The organism is Herbinix hemicellulosilytica, from assembly GCF_002904165.1.
GTDB classification, from domain to species: domain Bacteria; phylum Bacillota; class Clostridia; order Lachnospirales; family Lachnospiraceae; genus Mobilitalea; species Mobilitalea hemicellulosilytica.
Map to the genome: position 1 here is coordinate 86,394 of NZ_CVTD020000017.1, position 18,991 is coordinate 105,384.

The 18,991-nt window shown below is 37.3% G+C and carries 15 protein-coding genes, 1 tRNA gene and 1 other annotated feature; of the genes, 2 read left to right on the plus strand and 14 right to left on the minus strand.

All coding sequences use genetic code 11. The features are described 5' to 3' along the window. Positions 1 to 10: 10 nt before the first annotated feature. From epsC to HHT355_RS08305, 7 genes are all read right to left on the minus strand, one after another. Entirely contained in the window at positions 11 to 703 is a 693-nt protein-coding gene (gene epsC, locus HHT355_RS08275; protein ID WP_103202973.1) for a serine O-acetyltransferase EpsC, read from the minus strand. 299 nt (positions 704 to 1,002) lie between these two features. Continuing rightward, positions 1,003 to 1,219, minus strand: a binding site (T-box leader). Between the two features lie 173 nt (positions 1,220 to 1,392). Beyond that, positions 1,393 to 1,944: a 2-C-methyl-D-erythritol 2,4-cyclodiphosphate synthase gene (ispF, locus tag HHT355_RS08280; protein ID WP_103202974.1), complete on the minus strand. Its 552-nt coding sequence runs from the start codon at positions 1,942 to 1,944 to the stop codon at positions 1,393 to 1,395. 96 nt (positions 1,945 to 2,040) lie between these two features. Further along, positions 2,041 to 3,600, minus strand: a complete 1,560-nt coding sequence (locus tag HHT355_RS08285; RefSeq protein WP_103202975.1) for an ASKHA domain-containing protein — start codon at positions 3,598 to 3,600, stop codon at positions 2,041 to 2,043. Between the two features lie 281 nt (positions 3,601 to 3,881). Beyond that, a tRNA-Met gene (locus HHT355_RS08290) sits at positions 3,882 to 3,955 on the minus strand. 261 nt (positions 3,956 to 4,216) lie between these two features. Further along, positions 4,217 to 4,957 carry a pyruvate formate-lyase-activating protein gene (gene pflA, locus HHT355_RS08295; protein WP_199179177.1) on the minus strand — a complete coding sequence of 247 codons (741 nt, stop codon included), beginning with the start codon at positions 4,955 to 4,957 and terminating at the stop codon, positions 4,217 to 4,219. A 135-nt stretch (positions 4,958 to 5,092) separates the two neighbouring features. Then, positions 5,093 to 7,318: a formate C-acetyltransferase gene (gene pflB / locus HHT355_RS08300; protein WP_103202977.1), complete on the minus strand. Its 2,226-nt coding sequence runs from the start codon at positions 7,316 to 7,318 to the stop codon at positions 5,093 to 5,095. A 124-nt stretch (positions 7,319 to 7,442) separates the two neighbouring features. Beyond that, entirely contained in the window at positions 7,443 to 7,676 is a 234-nt protein-coding gene (locus tag HHT355_RS08305) for a hypothetical protein (RefSeq protein WP_103202978.1), read from the minus strand. A gap of 188 nt (positions 7,677 to 7,864) precedes the next feature. Between HHT355_RS08305 and fliK the strand changes: the two genes are divergently transcribed. Further along, complete coding sequence (gene fliK / locus HHT355_RS08310; RefSeq protein ID WP_103202979.1) at positions 7,865 to 9,775, plus strand: flagellar hook-length control protein FliK; 1,911 nt, start codon at positions 7,865 to 7,867, stop codon at positions 9,773 to 9,775. 124 nt (positions 9,776 to 9,899) lie between these two features. Here fliK and gatB read toward each other — a convergent pair whose 3' ends face one another. The 7 genes from gatB to dapF all read right to left on the minus strand — a co-directional run bounded on the left by gatB (position 9,900) and on the right by dapF (position 18,177). Beyond that, the gene (gene gatB, locus HHT355_RS08315) at positions 9,900 to 11,333 is read right to left on the minus strand and encodes an Asp-tRNA(Asn)/Glu-tRNA(Gln) amidotransferase subunit GatB (RefSeq protein WP_103202980.1); all 1,434 of its coding nucleotides are present in this window, start codon (positions 11,331 to 11,333) and stop codon (positions 9,900 to 9,902) included. Positions 11,334 to 11,439: 106 nt separating this feature from the next. Next, on the minus strand, positions 11,440 to 11,886 hold the full coding sequence (locus tag HHT355_RS08320; protein ID WP_103202981.1) for a hypothetical protein: 447 nt from the start codon (positions 11,884 to 11,886) through the stop codon (positions 11,440 to 11,442). 75 nt (positions 11,887 to 11,961) lie between these two features. Continuing rightward, a complete protein-coding gene (gene gatA, locus HHT355_RS08325; RefSeq protein ID WP_103202982.1) occupies positions 11,962 to 13,425 on the minus strand; it encodes an Asp-tRNA(Asn)/Glu-tRNA(Gln) amidotransferase subunit GatA in 1,464 nt (487 codons plus the stop codon). Positions 13,426 to 13,435: 10 nt separating this feature from the next. Beyond that, positions 13,436 to 13,723, minus strand: coding sequence for an Asp-tRNA(Asn)/Glu-tRNA(Gln) amidotransferase subunit GatC (gene gatC, locus HHT355_RS08330; RefSeq protein ID WP_103202983.1), 288 nt, complete (start codon positions 13,721 to 13,723; stop codon positions 13,436 to 13,438). Between the two features lie 233 nt (positions 13,724 to 13,956). Beyond that, a complete protein-coding gene (locus tag HHT355_RS08335; protein ID WP_103202984.1) occupies positions 13,957 to 16,185 on the minus strand; it encodes an LTA synthase family protein in 2,229 nt (742 codons plus the stop codon). An 8-nt stretch (positions 16,186 to 16,193) separates the two neighbouring features. Beyond that, positions 16,194 to 17,222 (minus strand): S66 family peptidase, encoded by a 1,029-nt coding sequence (locus HHT355_RS08340; RefSeq protein ID WP_103202985.1) that lies wholly within the window; start codon positions 17,220 to 17,222, stop codon positions 16,194 to 16,196. 118 nt (positions 17,223 to 17,340) lie between these two features. Beyond that, the gene (gene dapF / locus HHT355_RS08345) at positions 17,341 to 18,177 is read right to left on the minus strand and encodes a diaminopimelate epimerase (protein WP_103202986.1); all 837 of its coding nucleotides are present in this window, start codon (positions 18,175 to 18,177) and stop codon (positions 17,341 to 17,343) included. Positions 18,178 to 18,319: 142 nt separating this feature from the next. Between dapF and HHT355_RS08350 the strand changes: the two genes are divergently transcribed. Next, positions 18,320 to 18,991, plus strand: coding sequence for a PilZ domain-containing protein (locus HHT355_RS08350; RefSeq protein ID WP_103202987.1), 672 nt, complete (start codon positions 18,320 to 18,322; stop codon positions 18,989 to 18,991).

Genomic DNA, 18,991 nt, shown 5'->3' on the forward strand with positions numbered 1-18,991 from the left:
TGCTTATGTCTTATTTTCCGGCAGTTTTTAATTGTTCAATCTCTTTTTTAAGTTCATCAATGGTTTCATAAATCTTCTTCAGTTCGTTTTTCAGTTCCTGATTCTCATTTTTTAAACCATTAATATCATTTTTTATAGGGTCAGGCAAATGCACATGATCCAAATCCTCACGGGGTATTTTTACATTGTCCCGTTTTACCACCCTTCCGGGTACTCCTACAACTGTAGAATTTGGCGGTACTTCCGACAGCACCACTGAGCCTGCCCCGATTTTGGAATTGTCTCCTATGGTAAATGAACCAAGCACCTTTGCTCCCGCACTTATCATAACGTTGTTTCCAATGGTAGGATGTCTTTTTCCTTTTTCCTTACCAGTACCTCCCAAAGTAACTCCCTGATAAAGGGTAACATTATCTCCGATTATGGCGGTTTCCCCTATTACCACTCCTATGCCGTGGTCAATAAACAGGCCTTTTCCTATGGTAGCTCCCGGATGAATTTCTATACCGGTTTTACGGGCTGCTCTTTGGGATATCCATCTTGCCAAGAAAAAGCGTTTCTTTTTATAAAGTTTGTGAGCTATCCTGTAATGAAGCATAGCTTTAAAACTGGGATACAGAAAAACTTCCAAAGGGGTTTTTATGGCAGGGTCCCTTTCCTTTATAATCTGCATTTCTTCTTTTATATATTTAATTAAACCCATGAATTGATACCTCCCGCTTAAAGTCACCGAATTACCTTAATTCTTGAGATGTATAATGTTTAGCTATAACTGTTTAAAAGTAAATTATCCGGAAATCTATGCCTCAAATTAAAATCTGAAGGCTTTTTTAAATCCGATATACAAATTTTTTAATTTTAATAAAAAGTTTATCAAATCATAAAACAGATAAATGCCGGATCGAACCTATTTTGCAGTATGTAAATATAATTTGACCTCAAGGTAAGTTAAAATATTGATTTATCGTTTAAAAATACTGTTTAAAAAAACCGCCTCTAAAATATAGAGGCGGTTTTATACGCGGTTCCACTCTACTTGTATGCCAATAAAATGCATACATCTTGTCAGGTTAACGGCCGTTACCGGATTCGGCTAGTTTCCTCACCGAATCAGCTCCCGGATGCACTTCGCCCCAGTTCCAGCAAGGAGTGCTTTCAGCCGCCGACACTCCCTCTCTGATGCATTCCCTAAGGTTACTTTTCCGTTCATAGCTTTTATATGATATATAGCTTAAATTATTCCTTTAATATAATATTTGTATTATCTTCGTATTTATGCTTAATTCTATATATTTTATGGTTATCTGATTTTCCTATTGGCTATTATAAGAAAAATATATAATCTTTAATACATTTTATGCGTATATACCGGTTTTGTCAATACCTTTACGATTACCGCCCCATACGGCAGCCTCCGCATGCACCGCAACTGCGCCCATTTACATATGGCGTTACATCTGCCTGATAATTCATCATAGATTCAATGAGGCATACGGCATTGGCAGCAATACCAAGTCCTGCTCCCGTAAAACCCAAACCTTCTTCAGTAGTTGCTTTTATATTAACCTGATCTTCGGATATCTTAAGAGCATCCGCTATATTTTTTTTCATTTCCGGCAGATAGGCTGCCAATTTGGGCCTTTGGGCAATAACGGTGGCGTCAATATTTTCAATCAAATATAGGTTATCCTCCAGCATGGCCCCTACCTGTTTTAATAACTCAATACTGGAAGCTCCTTTATATTTTTCGTCCGTATCCGGAAAATGCTTTCCTATATCTCCTAAAGCTGCGGCTCCCAGTAAAGCATCCATAATGGCATGTACAAGCACATCCGCATCGGAATGACCGAGCAGCCCTTTTTCAAAAGGAATCTTTACTCCCCCCAGAATCAGCTCTCTATTCTCAACCAGTTTATGAACATCATAACCTGCACCTATTCTCATTATTTGTCCTCCTGAATAATATATTTTCATTCCCGTAATTATAATGTTGAAAATAATGTTATATGAAATGTTAAATTATAATGTTAAATAATAATGTTAAAATGAAATATACTGAATAAACAAATCATTAAAATCCCTATCATCCGATAAGTGTATTTCTTTAGAAACAGATATAATATGTTCCAGCCTGTTTATTGCCCCATTATCGTATGAAGCCAATACCGCCCCTGAAAGGGCTGTATTTCCTAAAGTTTTTGCTTTTTTTACTGCCGACTGAGGAAACAACCCTATATATGCAGCCTTACTTATATCCAGATGATACCCGAATCCCCCGGCAATAAATACCTGTTCCACCTCGTCAATTGATATTGCGTAGCTTTTTAACAAAACTTCAATTCCCGCTCTTATGGCAGCTTTTGCCAGCTGAACGTTTCGTATATCCTCCTGCAAAAATCTGATTCCGTCTATACAGTATCCGTTTTCAAAATACTCATCGGTCAAAAGCCCTGTACTGTCAATTATGCCTTCTTTAAGCAATTGTGCGGTAAGATCAATAACTCCGCTCCCGCACAATCCAATCGGAGCAAGCCCGTCAATCGTTTCATATTTTAAATTATTGCCGGATAAAGATACATGACATATAGCTCCCGGAATACTTCCGACCCCGCAGGAAATATTTCCTCCTTCAAATGCCGGTCCCGCAGATGCAGAGGTCACAAGTATCTTTTCTTTATTTCCCAGGGCCAGTTCGCCGTTGGTCCCCAAATCAATAAAAAGACAAGGTTTATCTATTTTGTCAAACCCACAAGCTAAGAGTCCGGCGGTTATATCTCCTCCCACAAACACCGATATGGCCGGAAGAATGATAACCGGTATCTTTTCAGCTATGTCAAACAGTTCATCCGAATATGAATAAATAAATCCTTCCTTATAAGGAGTAAAAGGATAAGCCCCAAGGCCCTCACAGGGATAACCCATTAAAATATGAATCATAGCGGTATTTCCGGATATGACTATATTTTCAATATCCTTAAGCCTTATCTGCCGATAATAAGTTAAAGTTCTTATTCCGTTTGAAAGCTCTCTTCTTATAAGGGATTTTAAAAGCTCTCCTTTCCCCTCGTTAGATGCTTTTATTCTTGATATCACATCGGCTCCGTAAACCCTTTGGGGATTGGCTGCTGTGTATTTTTCAAGGATGCTTCCGTCTGCCGAATCAATCAAAGCAATAACCAAAGTAGTAGTCCCCAAATCTATAGTAATGCCATACCTTTTTTCATTTTTGGCAAATGAAAGGTCTTTAGTTAAACCCTTCTTAATATCAATGCCTTCAGATACTACTTTAAAATTCTTTTCCTCTTCTGTCGTCACCATTACAGTACAATCCCTTTCAGGATAAGCCATGCAGGCCAAACGAAAACCCAAAGAAAGCTCATAGTCTGTAAAATATTTTTTATCGGCCGATGTTATATTTAGAAATCCTTCCGAAACTTTTACCCTGCACTTTCCACAGGTTCCCCTTCCGGCACATACTCCATTAACCGGTATGCCGCACCTTATCATGGCATTATACAAACTTTCATTTGGATTTAGGCAAATTTCCCTTACTGTATCGGTCCCTGCCCTTACTATTTTAACTTTTACGGCTTTCTCCATAAGTTCACCACCTAAAATGCCGATACTTGAAAACTATACCTTTATTGTAAGTTTACCTTTAAAATCAGTCAACCAAAAGAACCAGGATATGTCAGATATTGTTAAGTTAACTTAATATGTAAAACAGCCGGTTTAAACTTATATCTTATCTTATATAAAAAAATTATATAAAAAACCTTCCCAAACGCATCGCACTCTTACGATGACATTCAAGAAGGTCTGTGTGCTTAATAAATATTTTTCAAAATCAAACCATATCAGTTGCAGATAAAATAAAAAAATAGCGAAGGACGGACTCGAACCGCCGACACTGCGGGTATGAACCGCATGCTCTCGCCAACTGAGCTACTTCGCCATATCATAAATCATATTCAAGAAGCACTTTTTAATTATATTCAGTCTTTTGAGATTTGTCAATACTATTATGCAAATAAAATCGGATTGCCGCATGCACTTAAAAAGGGCATCTGTTAATTGGTTTTTGAAAAACCAAAAACATCAATGCCCTCATTTAATATACTGCCGTTCAGTTATTGGCCAAACAACTTATATTGTGTATTATTTGCTATAAAAATATGGCTTAATGCCGATATTGTTTGATTTTTATTACTTCAACCTATTTATTTGAAGTTACCGTTTTCCCGTTTGCCGACAGTATTTCGGCTATCTGTTTCATCAGTTCTTTACTCGGTTCTTTGGTATCGGTAAGTTTATACTCAAGGCCAAGCTCTTTCCATTTATATTCGCCCATTTTGTGAAAAGCAAGAAGCTCTATTTTTTCTACATTCGGATATCCGTCCAGATGGTCTGACAATTTTTTTACCGCATCCAGATTATCGGTAAGATTCGGTACAACCACATATCGTACCCATGTGGCTATATTTTTTTCTTTAAGATAATCTAAAAATTTCAGAGTAGGACTTAGTGAAACCCCTGTGACGATTTTATATACAAGAGGGTCATAATTTTTTATATCAAGAAGGACCAAGTCCGTATATTCCAACAGTTCCTTTACCTTTTCATTAAATATAAAACCGGATGTATCTATCGCCACCGAAATTCCTTTTTCTTTGCATAATTTGCTTACTTCCAACAAAAAGTCGGCCTGAAGCAGAGGTTCTCCGCCGGTAAAAGTTACTCCGCCCTTTGAGTAATCTATATAGGGCTTATATTTTATTATTTCATTCATTAGTTCCTGAGGAGTATATTCCTTACCTTTATTTACATCCCAGGTGTCAGGATTATGGCAATACTGGCACCGTAAAGGACAGCCCTGCATAAAAACAACAAATCGTATTCCCGGCCCGTCTACCGTACCGAAACTTTCTAATGAATGAATTCTTCCGTAATTAGCCACAGCCATCACCCTTTCTGTTAATATACGGCTGTCTTATAATAAAATAAACATCTTACTGTATATAGGCTGTAAATCTTAAGAGATAATAGGCGGACATGCCATGTCCGCCTATGACCTGTTAAATGCAGTCTAATCTTATCTTTCGTGGAAAGTACGATTGATTACATCAAGCTGTTGTTCTCTGTTCAGTTTTATAAAGTTAACCGCATAACCGGATACACGGATAGTAAGCTGAGGATACTTTTCCGGATGTTCCATAGCGTCAAGCAGGGTTTCACGGTCAAAGACATTGACGTTGATGTGATGCCCTCTGCTGTGGAAATATCCGTCCAGCATTCCTACCAGATTGTCAACTCTTTCTGTTTCATTTTTTCCCAATGCCTTAGGAACAATGGAGAAGGTATAGGATATACCGTCCTGTGCATACTTGTAAGGCAGTTTTGCCACAGAAGCCATAGAAGCTATGGCTCCTTTTTTATCCCTGCCGTGCATAGGATTGGCTCCCGGAGCAAACGGTTCTCCCGCTTTTCTTCCGTCCGGAGTGCTTCCGGTTTTCTTACCGTATACAACGTTGGATGTAATGGTCAAAATGGACAATGTATGCATAGCGTCACGGTAAGTCTTAACTTTCTTAAGTTTATTCATAAATTTCTCAACAATGTCAATGGCGATTTGATCTACACGATCGTCATTATTACCGAAAGCCGGATAGTCCCCTTCAACTACATAATCCACTGCCAGGCCCTGTTCGTTGCGGATTACCTTAACCTTGGCATGCTTAATTGCAGACAGGGAATCTGCCACAACAGACAAACCGGCAATGCCACAAGCCTGGGTACGAAGAATGTTGACGTCATGAAGGGCCATCTGGAGTCTTTCATAGTTATACTTGTCATGCATATAGTGAATAACATTCAAAGTATTTATATACAATTCGGAAAGCCAGTCAAGAACCTGGTCAAATTTTGTCATAACCTCATCATAATCCAGATATTCGCTTGTTATAGGAGCAAACATAGGTCCGACCTGTTCTCCGGTTTTTTCGTCTTTACCTCCGTTGATGGCATAAAGTAAAGCTTTAGCCAGATTTGCACGGGCACCGAAGAACTGCATCTGCTTACCGATCCTCATAGCCGATACACAGCAAGCAATACCGTAATCGTCTCCCCAATAATTTCTCATGATATCGTCATTTTCATATTGGATTGAACTGGTATCGATGGAAACCTTGGCACAGTATTTCTTAAACGGTTCAGGTAAGTTTACGGACCATAAAACCGTAAGGTTGGGCTCCGGTGCAGGACCCAGGTTATAAAGAGTATGTAGGATTCTGTAACTGGTCTTTGTTACCAGCGTCCTTCCGTCAAGGCCCATACCACCGATAGATTCGGTAACCCAAGTCGGATCACCGGAGAACAAATCATTATATTCCGGAGTACGAAGGAATCTTACCATACGAAGTTTCATAACAAACTGATCGATAAGTTCCTGAACTTCCTCCTCTGTGATAAGTCCGTGCCTTAAATCTCTTTCATAATAAATATCGAGGAAAGTAGATACACGACCAAGGCTCATGGCTGCACCGTCCTGCTCCTTGATGGCACCCAGATATGCAAAGTAAGTCCACTGGGTGGCTTCAAAGGAGTTTTTGGCAGGCCTGCTTATATCATAGCCATAGGAAGCAGCCATCTCCTTAAGTTCTTTTAAAGCTTTAATCTGTTCTGACAGTTCTTCTCTTAATCTGATATCAGGTGATCCCAGAGTAGGAATTTCAAGCAGTTTTTTCTCCCTAATCTTATCCTCTATAAGAAAATCCACGCCATACAAAGCAACTCTGCGATAATCTCCGATAATTCTTCCTCTGCCGTATGCGTCGGGTAACCCTGTTATAATTCCCGAATGTCTTGCCTTTCTCATAGCATCGGTATAAGCATCAAACACACCGTCATTATGGGTTTTTCTGTTGTGAGTATAGATTTCTTCTGTTTTCTTATCCAGACTATAGCCATAAGCTTCCAATGCCTTTTTAACTACACGGATTCCTCCGTTTGGCATTATACCTCTCTTAAGCGGCTTGTCGGTTTGAAAACCTACTATAATCTCATTTTCTTTGTCCAGATATCCCGGGCCGAAAGCGGTTATACTTGAAGGTTTTGAAGTTTCGGCTTCCAATATGCCTTTTTCATGTTCTTCTTTCATTAATGCTTTAGCCTTTTCCCAAAGTTTTAAGGTCCTTTCAGTGGGGCCGGTCAAAAAAGATTCGTCTCCCATATATGGTGTATAGTTATGCTGAATAAAGCTTCTGACATTTATATCAGTCATCCAGCTTCCCGTATTAAAATCATACCATTCTTCTCTCATCATCTATCCTCCTGTTCAGAAATTATTTATAATAAAGGCATAAGCCCAAGTAACTATAGCTTATTATTTTTTTTAAGTCAATAGTATTGATTATAATAATCATTTCTTAAATCGCATAGGAAAATCATGGTTTTAATATCTCCGAAAATTCAGAAAACATGTCAATATCTTCTTTGCTTAGTCTAATATTTGAGCAGATTGATTTTCCTTCTTCGGTTTTTACATTAATTTCTATCACTGTACCTTCTTTTATAAAGTTGTTTTGCAAGGCAGCTAAGAAACTAACAAATTTAGGATGGTTCATAGAAAAACGTTCCCAAGTGCTTTTTAATTTTAAAAATTTTGCAGGATTAATCATTTTATTCAACTCCCGTAAGTATACTGATTTTTACACTTTGGTAACAGCCTAACTAATATTACATTATAGATAATATAAATTCAATGACTTGAATCACATTTCTAAATATTACATTTTAAAAATCGCCAGCCGATATATATTATGTAGGCTTACACGTATGATTTTATATGTAAAAGGATGTTTCAAATATGGAAATCAACGGATATTCCAAAACCAGAAATAACAAACTGTATAAAACAGCTTTATCAAAATACGAAGAAGCCATCGATAAAGCCAGGGAAACCAAACCTGCCGACCAAAGCGAAAAAACCGCCCGCTTACCTCAGGAAGGCAAAATAATTAAAGGGGAAATAATTGATTTAAGATATCAGGAGGCAAAAATAAGACTGGAGTCAACCGGTCAGGTTATTACGGCCAAAATTGACGGAAAAGTTCCTCTTTCTATAGGCCAGTCTGCGGAATTTGTGATTACCGATAAAACCGATGATCAGATTACACTGCGTTTGGTTTCCTCGGACAATAATCCCATGCATGACATAATTTATAAGGCTCTTTCTGCCGCCGGACTTTCAGCTTCGGAAAAGAATAAAGCCATAGTCAAAGAACTATTAAATTTTCAGATGCCTGTGGACAAAGATACCATACTTAAGCTGATTAAACTTACAGCTTCATATCCCAATACCGACATAAAAACCCTTTTACTGCTTCTTAAAAATCAGCTACCCGTCAACCCGGTTAATATAGCCCAACTGGAAGCTTATCAAAAGGGTATGCACCAAATGCTTGGTGACCTAAACATTCTTACTGAAAATATTAAAGTTTATCTGGAAAATATGTTTTTGCAAACTAATGATAATGCAGTCATATCGGATAAACCGGCAGGTAAGACAGATACAATCAATCCAAACCAGGCAAACGGTATTACTGAAGAAACAGTAAAAGACCTTTATAATTTGCAGAATATGGGAGAAAAAACTTCTAATCTTAAGGAAAACAACTTATCCGAAGATTACATTTATCCAAACAGTAACACTAATAATATCGGTTTTGATAAGATTTTAAATCTTTTCAAACAGTTACTTTACATATTATATGACGGAAAAACCGGAATCTATAAAGCCGAAACTCCCCTGCAGTCAGTCCTTGCCGAAAGTCAAACGGCAGGCTTTCTTGAATTTATCCGTAGCCTTACGGACCTTAATGCCGACAGTGGTACAAATTTAGATAATACATATATCTTCCCAAATCCGGAGAATTCAGGCAATATTATTAATGCAGAAATGTCGAAACCGTATACTGATCGCGATATCGGTTCGGCAACTCTACGGGATCTTATGAATTTGATTTTTGATTTAGTTGATAAAGGGCTGATTAAGTCACCGGATGAAAATATCATTCCTTCCCGTCTGTTTGAGGCTTTTATAGGAATTTCATCAACATTATCAGATACAGAAAAAGAAAAGTTAATAAAACTTTTAAAAGCCGGAAACTATCACCACCGGATAACTAACACCCTTCATAAACGCTGGACCTTAAGTCCTGAAAGTCTTAGAGAAGATATAACAGACAAGAAATTTTTCAGGCGCCTGTATGAGGATCTTGAAAAGCTTAAAGGTCTTTCGGAATACGGATTATTAGAATCGGAAAATATAAGAACACCAATTAATAAGCTCCAAGATAACCTGCAATTTATGAGAGATCTTAATGAGCTGTTCTTATATCTTCAGCTTCCTTTACGCCTTGCCGGACAGGACAGCCACGGAGACTTATATGTATTTACACGCAAAAACAAGGCACATAGCAATAATGAACAGCTTAATGTCCTGCTGCATCTTAATATGGCTAACTTAGGCCCTGTTGATATTCATATGGCTATGAAAGAACGACAGATAAATGCAGTCTTTTATCTTGAAAAATCATCAGAGCAATTAATATCCTCCCATTTGCACGAATTGTCCGATGCCCTTATCAAGCTGGGATACAAGATACAAGTGAAAACAAAAGTATCTGAAAGCAAACCCGACTTTATCACAGATATATTGCAAAAAGATGCATCGGTCAAAAATGTATCCAGATATTCTTTCGATATACGGGCATAATTAAAAAATGGGGTTGTCGCATAATTCAATCTTTATCCTCTTAATCTAATTATGCGACAGCCCCCCATTTATTAATCGGCCTGTTTGGTCTTTATTTTCCTTTGAAATAATAAACCTAATCAATTTATCCGTTAAGAAGTTCTGTCAGTATTTTATTTACTAGCATCGGATCGGCCTGGCCTTTAACAGCTTTCATGGTTTGGCCTACCAAAAATCCAAATGCTTTTGTTTTTCCGCTTTTATAGTCCGAAACAGATTTCGGATTTTCGTCAAGTACAGCCTGCACCAAATCCCGAAGCATATTTTCATCCGAAATCAGGCCGAGATTATGCTCTTTTACATATTCCTCAGGATCAATGTTTTCAAGGAATACTTTTTCAAACATTTCTTTTGCTACGGTACGGTTAATTTTCCCCTCTTCCACCATAAGGATAAGTTTTGACAAACCGGCCGGTTGAACATTTAATTCATCAGCATCCATACCTTTCTCATTTATAACTCTCATACCCTCTACCATCAGCCAGTTTGCAACTTCCTTTGGCATCTTACATAAATCTTCCGTTTTCTCGAACAAATCGGCTATTTTTTTGGAAGAGGTAAGTACCCTTGCATCATATTCCGAAAGTTTATATTCTTTCTGATACCTTATGATTTTTTCGTCACGTAATTCAGGCATAGAAGATTTAATTTCTTTTATCCAGTCCTCAAATATCTCTATAGGGCCCAGATCGGGTTCGATAAAATAGCAATAGTCCTGAGTTTCTTCTTTTGTTCTCATCCGTATGCTTATATTCTTACTGTCGTCCCACCGCCTGGTTTCCCGGATTATTTCCTTACCTTCTTTCAGAAGTTCAATCTGTCTTTTACTTTCACTTTCTATCGCCCTTAAAACAGCTTTAAAAGAGTTTAAATTCTTAATCTCCGTCCTCGTCCCAAGCCGATTATCTCCTGCTTTTCTTACGGAGAGATTTATATCCACCCGAAGGGAACCTTCCTGCATCTTGCAATCGGATACCCCCAGATAAGTCATAATCATTTTAAGCTTTTCAAGATAAGCAACGGCTTCAGCCGCTGACCGGATATCCGGTTTACTTACTATTTCAATAAGCGGTATTCCCGCCCTGTTAAAGTCAATAAAAGACCTGTTTCCGGCAGTATCATGCACCAGTTTGCCTGCATCCTCTTCAATGTGAATCTCTCTTATGCCTATAATCTTTACGCCGTTTTCGGTATTAATAGTAATTTTACCGTTTTCTGCAATCGGTAAATAAAACTGCGATATCTGAAATCCTTTCGGCAGATCCGGATAAAAATAATTCTTTCGGTCAAATATGATGTTTTTATTTATTTTGCAGTCAAGGGCTATTGCAGCTGCCAGAGCATACTCCACGACTTTTTTATTTAATACCGGCATTGCTCCCGGCATTCCGACACATACAGGGCATATATTACTGTTAGGGCTACCGCCAAACTTCGTTGAACAGCCACAAAATATTTTTGATTCAGTTGACAATTCTACATGTACTTCCAGACCGATTACAGTTTCGTATTGATTCATTTTTAAACTCCCACAAAATAATTAAAGATAAAAATTAGTTTTGCTCCGAAATAATCGAATTAATAATAAGTATAGAATAGAAAAATTTAAATTTTAACTTATATTTTTATTTTAGTGGGATAAAACCGCCGCTGTCATCCAGCTTATAAGTAATTTCCACTGCTGCTTTTGGTGTCAAATCAACAATATCTCCGTTCCTTAATTTTGCAAAAACAGCAAAAACACCATCTGAATCGACTGAGTAAGAAATATCCCGGTTAAACTCAAAATTAAATTGTTTAACTACTTCATCTTTTTCAAGATTAATGATATAAACTACGGCTTCTTCCTCTTTTAAATCTAAATCAAACTGTGAAATAACAAGCTTTGAATTGCCGGTAAGTCGGATACCTGTACCATAATCACTATAAAGCAAATCATTTAGGATATCGGAATAATCATTATCACTGAATGATGCATCACAAGAAATCAAATCTAAATCCGCATCAACATGATTTTTTGCACATCCTGCCAGTAAAACGGCAAATGCCAGAAACAGAAATGCTTTTTTCATACACCATCCTTCCTTCCGGTTTATCATGCTGTTATATTTAATAACTCTAATTATTTCATAAAACAAGATAAAATATTAAATAAGATCAGGCCTTAAGCACGGTCTTGCCTGTTCAAAAGCATATGCTGCTCGTATTATATCCTTTTCTCCCAGACGTTTGCCTACAATCTGCAGTCCTATAGGCATTCCGTTTTTGTCTTTTCCGCAAGGGATACTGGCTGCGGGCAACCCCGCCAGATTTACTGAGGAATTAAGGGTTAATGATGTTGATTTTTTGGGGGATGAGGATTTTTTCTCGGTAAGAGGAGGGGCTGTTTTTAATGTTTCAGGACTTAAAATAATATCATATCTTTCAAAGGCCTTATCGTATGCCTCACAGATAAGCCTTCTTATCTTTCTTGCCTTATTATAATATGTTTCATAATTTCCTTTACTTAGAACAAATGCTCCCAGCATAATTCTGCGTTTAACCTCATACCCAAAGCCTTCCCCTCTGGATTTTTTATAAACTTCCACCAGATTAGCATACTCATCGGCCCTGTGTCCGAATTTTACCCCGTCATAACGGGAAAGGTTGGAAAATGCTTCTGCACAGGAAATAACCTGATACACCTGTACACAGTACTTTACTTCTTCAAAATTAAAAATTTCCACTTGGGCTCCCATGTCTTTAAAAGTCTCTAATGCCATAATAAAATGCTTTCGTACATCTTCTTCCATATTCTCCTCAAAAAACGGTTTTGGAACCCCAATTTTCATCCCTTTTATATCATCTATAAGATATTGCCGGTATAAAAAGCTCTTTTGGCCTACGGTTGTGGAATCTTTAGGATCATGACCCGATATAATTTCAAGTAGTGCAGTGCAGTCCGAAACATTTCTGCTTATGGGTCCTATTTGATCGAGAGATGACGCAAACGGTACCAGCCCAAATCTGGATACTGCTCCGTAAGTCGGCTTAAAACCTACCAAACCGCAGTAAGCCGAAGGCTGCCTGATGGATCCCCCGGTATCGGTCCCTAACGATACATGAGCTTCTTCGGCAGCAACCGCAGAGGCAGACCCGCCGCTTGAACCTCCCGGTGTGTGCTTTATATTCCAAGGATTCTTAGTTTCACCAAAATACGAAGTCCTTGTGGAATCCCCCATAGCAAACTCATCCAAATTGGTTTTCCCGATAATAATAAGACCGGCATTTTTTAATTTTTCTATAACTGTAGCATCATAGGACGGTATAAAGTCTCTAAGTATTTTTGATGCACAGGTGGTTCTTGTATCTTTGGTGCATATATTGTCTTTTACTGCCACAGTTACCCCTGCAAGGGGAGAATCATCAAGCTCTTTGTCGTTTATCCTTTTTTGCACGATTAGCGCCTGGGATAGGGCCTCTTTTTCCATAACGGTAATATATGAATTATATATGGGTTCTCTTTTATATATAATTTCCAATTGAGCTTTAACAACCTCAGCTACGGATATTTCTCTTCTTTTTATCTTGTTTGCCAGTTCAAGGGCTGATATTGATGTAATTTCCTGCATAGCAGCCTCCCTATTCTATTGTCTTTGGCACCACATAAAATCCGTCCGAAAATTCCGGTGCATTGGCAAGTAGCTTCTTTTTTTCATAGTTTTCTGTTACGGTATCTTCCCTCAAGGCATAATTTACTTTACTCATAATTGAAAAAGGTTCGGTATTTTCCGTATCCACTTTATTCATAGTGCCGATAAACTCTATTGCCGTATTCAAATCATCGATTAACTGTTTTTCTTCACTATTTGAAACTTCAATTTTTGCCATATCTGCAAGGGTTAAAAAAATTTTCTTATCAATCTTCATTTTTTACCTCTATAAATACTGTTATCATATTGTATAAGTAATTTAAACCTTTATTAAGTTTATCAAAATATTAAAGCTATACCATATTTTTGTCTGTTTATCCATATATTCCATAAATCAACTGATATATAAGTCAGCTTAACAGAATTAAGCAAAAACTATCTAAATTACTATTTTTGTTCAAAAATTAGTCTGTCTATATAAAGATATAATATTTTCACCCTGTTCACACATCAGTCAGGCTTTATAAATTCATACGGATAATTTGGGAAAACGTAGCGGTAATAATCATACTTTAATATGCTTTTTGATACGGTAAATTTATTTTTTATTATATTGTTTATATTTTTTATATAATCAGGCGGAAGTTCTTCATCGATTAGCTTAATGACTTTTCCGGTTTCCGAATTATACATTACTTTATCGGTTATAAAACTTCTGTTGCCCAGAATTACCAAGGGTTCCGCATCGGAAAAAATATCCCTTCCCATCAGCAAACGGGAATCATAGGTTAATCCGAATAAATTGCTTAATGTAGGCAAAATATCCAGGCTGGAAGCAGGTTTGTCTATTATAACAGGCTTTTTTATAGCCGGACTCCATAAAATAAAGTGATTTTTATACACTTCAAAATACGGGTCTACTTCATGGCCCGCAAGCTCATCAATCTTATCCTTATCCCATCCGTAAGGATAATGATCGGCACTTAAAGCTATTACTGTCTTGTCTAAAACCTTTGCTTCGGTAAGTCTTTTTATCAGTTCTTCCAATGCCCGGTCAAGCTCAATCTGACAGGCAATATAAGCTCTTGCATCGGAAGAATAGGGCAGATCTTTGACCAAATTCTTGTTTTTATAGGACATACTGTTGCCGGAGAATGTATAATTCATATGGCCGCTTACCGTAAGATAATATACATGAAAAGGTTTTTCGTCTTTATATTCGTCAACGGTATTTTTTATCATTTCCCAGTCGGAAGCCGGCCATACGTCGGATTCAAGTACCAGCCCGTTTCCTTTGGCTTTAAATATATAACCCAGGTTGGGGTGAGTCAGGTTTCTTTCATAATAAGTATAAGTATGATTATGATATGCCTTGCTTTCCACTCCCAAAAGATTAAACTGGTTACCCAGGGAAAAAGGCATAAGATTTTTTCTGGACTTATACATGCTCCGAGTCCCTACCGGTATCAGGCCCGTCATAACCACATATTCCCCGTCACTGGTACTGGTCTGCCAAAGGGCTGTATAAAAGTTTGTAAACACGAAGCCTTCATGAGTTAATTTATATAATGTCGGGGTCAATTCTTCATGTACGGCATACGGAGAAAAACCTTCCGCCACAATATTTATCAGATTATAGCCCTTAAACAGGCCGGTATACTTATTCTTATTGGTAGGTTCTACATTTGCAAAATATTCATGAAGAATTCTGATTGCCTTGTTGTCTTCGTTTTTTGCAAGTTCTTCAAAATCTATATTCATTATATTTGGGGATGTGTCTATAGGTATCGGCGTAGGTTTCTCAGCCGGCTTACCCATAGATTGATTCTCAGCACTCGCCTTTTTTTCATAGGCTGTTTTAGCCGCAATTTTGTCTTTCTTTTCAATTGCGTTCGCCTGTTTTGAGTTTTTTTTCGCCTTCTTGTCTGCAGCAGCTAAATTCTCCACTGTAACTTCCTCAACCGAAGCAAGGAAATCGGGGTCAACATCAATTAACTGAGGTTCATCTTCTTTAAAAAGCCCGGCAATATCAAATCTTGTTAAAGTGATAATCCCCAAATGTTTGCCGCTTAATTCGGGAACCTTGCTGTGATGGTAAAGATCATAAGGAGTATAATCTTCTTTCCCGTATATTCTTAAGGACAGCAAAGCAAAAAGGTGAAACATCAGCACCCCTAAAAAAAGATAGCCCTGCAATTTATGATTTCTTTTTTCGCATAAAAAAACTTTCTTAATCAAAAAATGCAGTACTACCAACGGAATAATCAATACAAAGATTTGATATAAATTTGACATAATAGCTTTATTGACTTCATCTTTGAATTCAGTCAGGGCATCGTTGGCCATACCGATAGTCTGAAAAGAAAAATATACTTTGAATACACTGTAGTATACAACCTGAAGGCAAAATATTAAGCAAGATATGCCGGTAAGCAGCCACATCACCAGCTTATTACCATAGTTTTTAAAAAAACCTGCCAAGAGTGTAAAAAAAATCCCTGTCGGTATGGCAAATATAATTGGGTATATTATCCTGCCGTCAATCGTGTTATAGATAAAAAAATGTGAGTTTAATTCCAGGTAAATTAAAGTTCCGATGAAAAATGCCAACGGATATAACAGATTTTCTTTAGGTATTTCTTTTAAATATTTCCCTTTTTCTTTGATATATTTCCCCTTTTCTTTGATAAATTTGATTACAGCAGCCTTAATCCCAACGAAAAATGGCCCTGATTTCATATAAAACCTTACCTTCTTTCAAAAACTATGCTTCCTTTATTATTCCCGCTTTTTACCTTGGCTAATGCACCGTTTATAACAGTAAACTGGGGGTGCTTATGTCCGATATCTGCATCCAATATAATCGGCAGGTTTAAGTCGCCAAGTACCGAGCATACGGCTTCTTCATAAGAAATATCATAAAAGCTTTCATACATAGCCGGCCTGCCGAACACAAAACCAACCGCATTGTCAAACCAGCCGGCTTCTTTTAATTGCCAAAGGCCCCTGGTTAAAGCGGCACTGTTTAAATCATAACTTTCAAGAAGCCACAATATTCCGTCTGATTTATATTTTTTTACAAATTCTTTGGTTTTATCATATTTGGTACCGACCAAATTAAGCAGGCAATCCAAACATCCGCAAAGAACGCGGCCGCATACTTCAATCTCTTTTTCATCATTTCTGCCTGACGGGAAAATATTTTTCCATTCTACCTTTTTTTCAAGTACAAAACCTTCAAGGCCTGTTATTCTTTTGTAATATCCGTCCTGATATAAATCATAGCTTTCCTGAATAACATCTTTGCCTTCCAGGATCTTTAGATTATCGGATAAAGACTTATGCCAGCTTTCCATTCCGAATGTGCTGAAATTATACGAATAAACGGTGGCTATATCAAGATTCGTTGTTATTGTAAAATTCAATCCCGTTGTATCCGAAAATCCCTGTATCCATTTGGGGTTATCGGCTATCAGATTAAAATCAACATAGGGAAGCATCTCCACCAAAAAGTCTCCCCCGCTGGCTGCTATAACTGCTCTTATTTTAGAATCATTAAACAGGGTATTTAACTCTTTTGCCCTGGTCACACCGTCGCAACTTCGTCCTTTGATATTGGACTTTACATTAGGTGTTGTAATGACCGGATATCCCATCTTTTCAAAATTAAGGATTGCGTTATCAAGGCGATTATAATCCGGTTCATTGTCAAAACCCGCTGATGTAGCCGTAACGCCTATATAAAACCCTTTTTCCAGATTAGCCGGGTAGATCATATTATTTACCTCCAGATGTAAGCTGATTAAAGCATTTTAAACAGTATTATCTTATATCATTATTAACAATTGATTTTCTTGTTTATGCAAGTAACGGATTAAGAATAATTCGAAGAATTTATAAGCTGATTTCTCCTTCAAATACCGTTACAGCAGGCCCTGTCATATATACCATGTTTTTATCCTTATCATATTTAATATGCAGGTCTCCTCCCAGCAATGAAACTTTTACCTCATTGTCTGTAAGTCCGTTAATAACCGATGCCACCACAGACGCACAAGCTCCCGTACCGCATGCCAATGTTTCTCCGGATCCTCGTTCCCAAACCCGCATTTTTATATGATTTCTATCTATTACCTGGACAAACTCGGTATTTACCCTGTCAGGAAATATTTTATGCTTTTCAAATAATGGTCCAACGGTTTCTATCGGGAAATTGTCCGTGTCATCAACAAAAACAACCGCATGAGGATTTCCCATAGATATGCAGGTCACATTATATTCTTTATCACCCACAATAATCGGTTCGTTTATCATGACATTTTTATCTGTAATGACAGGGATATTTTCCGGCTTTAAATCGGGTGACCCCATGTCTACTGTAACCAAATCCACTTTCCCGTTTTCAACTGACAGTTTAAGATTTTTTATCCCGCTTAAGGTTTCTATTTTTAGCTCGGTTTTATCCGTAAGTCCCTTATCATATACAAATTTTCCGACACACCGTATTCCGTTTCCGCACATTTTACCTCTGGAACCGTCACTGTTATACATATCCATAAAAAAATCCGCATTTTCGGATGGTTTTATCAGTATAAGACCGTCTGAACCTACCCCGAAATGGCGGTCACTTATCTTAACTGCTAAATCTGCAACATCTCCCAACACTTGCGTCTTAGTGCAGTCTATATATACATAATCATTGCCGCATCCCTGCATTTTTGTAAATTTCATAAGAAACACACCTTTCTAATAACTAATTTATTTATATAATTATAATAAAATCGACATAAATGGTAAAGATGTATAGAAATTTGTTGTAATTACGGTTAAAATGTAATATACTTACATTAGTAACTGCTTAGGAGGTGCAGGCTTGCGAATTGAAGAAATTCCTTTGGGAGCCAACATAGAAATTGAAGTGCGCTTTTGTGGCCGTTCTATGTCATTTAACAGCGAAGTTGTTTCCTTACATAATGATTCTATATTTATAAATCCTATAACAGTAAATGAACGTACTATCGGTTTTAATGATAAATGCCGTATTAATCTGATAGTTAAGACAGACGGCAAAGTATTTTTATGGGAAAATGTAGACGTAAAACTTATCAGATTCGACGGCAATATTTATCATAAAATCACTATGCAGGGTGACGGTAAGCCATATAATCGCAGAGAAGCTTACAGAATGTATATAGGAGAAGATATGCCTATATACATAAACACCGCCTCAGGGCCTTATCTGATTAATGTACTTGTCAAAGACATCAGCGAAACCGGAGTAGGTTTTATAACAAAGGAAGATCTGGACATAGACCGGATGATTCGTTTAAAAGTTAAAGATTTTAATAACATCATACCATTAACCGGTGTTATAGTACGCAAAGAATATCTCTCTCATCTTGATTCATATTTATACGGTTGTAAATTTAATGAAAAAAGCGACAAACTTGGTAAATTTATTGCCAGAAAGCAAGGAGAACTGTTACGTAAAAGGCTTAACACTTATTCCTCTCCTATTGTACTAAAAAAATCAAAAAAGAAATAA

Excerpts from the sequence above, each read along its gene's own strand:
- dapF (WP_103202986.1), bottom strand. The coding sequence starts at position 18,177 with ATGAAATTTACAAAAATGCAGGGATGCGGCAATGATTATGTATATATA.
- HHT355_RS08305 (WP_103202978.1), bottom strand. The coding sequence starts at position 7,676 with ATGATTAATCCTGCAAAATTTTTAAAATTAAAAAGCACTTGGGAACGT.
- epsC (WP_103202973.1), bottom strand. The coding sequence starts at position 703 with ATGGGTTTAATTAAATATATAAAAGAAGAAATGCAGATTATAAAGGAA.
- gatA (WP_103202982.1), bottom strand. The coding sequence starts at position 13,425 with ATGCAGGAAATTACATCAATATCAGCCCTTGAACTGGCAAACAAGATA.
- fliK (WP_103202979.1), top strand. The coding sequence starts at position 7,865 with ATGGAAATCAACGGATATTCCAAAACCAGAAATAACAAACTGTATAAA.
- pflB (WP_103202977.1), bottom strand. The coding sequence starts at position 7,318 with ATGAGAGAAGAATGGTATGATTTTAATACGGGAAGCTGGATGACTGAT.
- gatB (WP_103202980.1), bottom strand. The coding sequence starts at position 11,333 with ATGAATCAATACGAAACTGTAATCGGTCTGGAAGTACATGTAGAATTG.
- HHT355_RS08320 (WP_103202981.1), bottom strand. The coding sequence starts at position 11,886 with ATGAAAAAAGCATTTCTGTTTCTGGCATTTGCCGTTTTACTGGCAGGA.
- HHT355_RS08340 (WP_103202985.1), bottom strand. The coding sequence starts at position 17,222 with ATGATCTACCCGGCTAATCTGGAAAAAGGGTTTTATATAGGCGTTACG.
- ispF (WP_103202974.1), bottom strand. The coding sequence starts at position 1,944 with ATGAGAATAGGTGCAGGTTATGATGTTCATAAACTGGTTGAGAATAGA.
- gatC (WP_103202983.1), bottom strand. The coding sequence starts at position 13,723 with ATGAAGATTGATAAGAAAATTTTTTTAACCCTTGCAGATATGGCAAAA.
- HHT355_RS08335 (WP_103202984.1), bottom strand. The coding sequence starts at position 16,185 with ATGAAATCAGGGCCATTTTTCGTTGGGATTAAGGCTGCTGTAATCAAA.
- HHT355_RS08285 (WP_103202975.1), bottom strand. The coding sequence starts at position 3,600 with ATGGAGAAAGCCGTAAAAGTTAAAATAGTAAGGGCAGGGACCGATACA.